The organism is Kocuria nitroreducens (assembly GCF_042879195.1).
GTDB classification, from domain to species: domain Bacteria; phylum Actinomycetota; class Actinomycetes; order Actinomycetales; family Micrococcaceae; genus Kocuria; species Kocuria nitroreducens.
The window spans coordinates 1-2162 of sequence record NZ_JBHZTC010000057.1 but is presented as its reverse complement, the minus strand read 5'-3'; the positions used below and the strand labels follow the sequence as shown (position 1 = coordinate 2162).

Sequence of the window (2162 nt, the reverse complement as noted above, 5' to 3'; positions counted from 1 at the left end):
GCGGTGGCCGCCTCACGTTCGGAACGCCACGCCCCCAGGGCCCGGCGTACACCACGCTAGGGGACGCTACTCCCCGGCAAGAAGGCCCAGGCCATTCCAGGACCTACCGGGCGAACCGGAATAGCCAATGACGCTCCAAAGACTTTAGGTCGTTCGGCATGATGCCGGAGTAGGAGGATGGGTAAAAGGAGGGGCGGAGCAGCTCCCCAGCTGTCTCGCCTAGATCGCGCTTCCCTATGTTGTCCTTGGTATCGACCAACCCCTCGGAAGACCGATACGGGACACCGGAAGCAGTCCCGATCCTTGCTGTCACCCGTATTTTTCCTAGCTAGTGGTCCGGGCCTGTTTCGTTGTCTTGTACAACCGGAGGTGGACACTATTTGTCCACCCCGAGGTGGACTCCTGGAGCTGTTCCACTCGTCATCCTTGAGTCATGTAGGACTGCCTACAGGCACAGCATCCGGCGAGAGCAGGAAACTTCCGACTCGCTCCACGGCATGGCTTCTCGATGAACACCGTGCTGAACAACATTCCCGGTACTTTCACTCCGCCCGTCAGGATTCCCGCCATGTCTGCTACTCAGCGTCCGACCACGGCCTTTAAGTCCCCGCGACAGCGGCTGACCCGCACCCGGACCATCGTGGCCGGAACGGTTCTCGCCCTGGCCGGCACGACCCTGGTCGCCGCCCCGTCCGAGGCCGCCACTACCCGGGCTGGCTGCACCGTCACGCCCCTGGCACCTACCAGTCAGAACAATGGCCAGTCGGCGTTGCTCCGCGTCATCGTCAAGTGCAAGCCGGACACCACCATCACGGTCCATAGTCAAATGTGGGAGAAGGACGGCGGCACGAATCCCGACGACAAGCAGGAACCGGTGAAGGAGTGGAACTGGGTCTACATGAAGGACGCCAATGCGAAGACTCTCAGCTATGTGCGGGACGTGCCCAACACAGAGTCGGGCCCTGAAGAGGTCTATCACTCCGTCCGGTTCCAGGTACGTCCCTCCTGGCATTTAGCCTTCGGCAACTGGACCAATTGGGAAGACAGCCCCTATACGGTCTTTCCTCAGTAGTGGCATGCAAGGGGTCCGGCGACTGGTGCGCCGGGCCCCTCACTTAGGGCAGGTTCATGGAAAACTTGGAACTTCTCGTTCGTATACCTTCAGCATAAATTGCACAGTCTGATTTAGGTGAGTTCAATGCATAGAAGACAACTTCTCGGTGCGGCATTTATTTTGCCAGCAATTTCGATATTGGGATCAAGTCCTGCGACAGGTGCTGTCCTATTCGGGACCGCCGAAGACTTTATGGGTGAGTGGAAAAATGTTGACAGAAGAACTAAAAGCATTAATAGGGTAGTATTCAGCCCCCCTTCTTCGTTCGTCGGCGGTGCGGATATTCAAGTGTACGGAAAGTGTGGTTCCGGCGAGTGTAAGTGGCAAAAGGTCACAGGAACATGGCTGGGACCCCAAAAGAAGGATAGATTTAAAGTCACCATTCCCTCAAAACACCAGGGGTGGACCGTGTACGCGCATAGGCACATTGAATTCCTACTGGAGTCTCATGAGCGGATGCACTATCAGATGTTGACTGACTTCGTTCCACGTGATGGTCGAAAAGATTACTTTTCGAGTGGTACGCTAAAAAGAATCTAAGTTTGCAGATCACTTACCGATGATTGGCAAGGCTAATCGGTCCGCGAAAGCCTTCCGTGTGAACTTTCCTGGTGTCCAGGTCATGTCGGTGGGCTCAATAATCAACCGAGCCCACCAGCGCGTTGCCCAATTTTATCGCCGCACAGGGAGTCCGCCGAGTTGTGCGGATTGGTTCTAGGAGCTCGTTGACCCTGCGGCGAGCCGCTTCCGGAGCGGGCTGCTTTCCACGATTCACGCCTTAGCTAAGCACCTTCGCCAGCGGTGTCAACTTCTTGTCAAAGATCTCGAAAATCATCATGCCCTTCTGGTTTAGAACAATGCACATTTTTGTTAAGAGGAACCGACTATAGACCTCCCAACCAAGTCGTCTTGAGTGGGTGCTCTGGCCAAAGTAAGAATGCACGTATGCCACCAGGGTGCATTCTGTCTCAGATTAGTGGCCCTTCACAGATGAGCATGGGTAGCTGGGTGCGCGGGGACGATCCGCAGTGCGTGTTGTGAGGGCTGG

1 protein-coding gene is annotated in these 2162 nt (G+C 56.1%); it reads left to right on the top strand.

All coding sequences use genetic code 11. From position 1 onward, the window contains the following. Window positions 1-508: 508 nt before the first annotated feature. Window positions 509-1072 (top strand): hypothetical protein, encoded by a 564-nt coding sequence (locus ACFYE1_RS17280; protein ID WP_387745723.1) that lies wholly within the window; start codon window positions 509-511, stop codon window positions 1070-1072. Window positions 1073-2162 lie beyond the last annotated feature (1090 nt).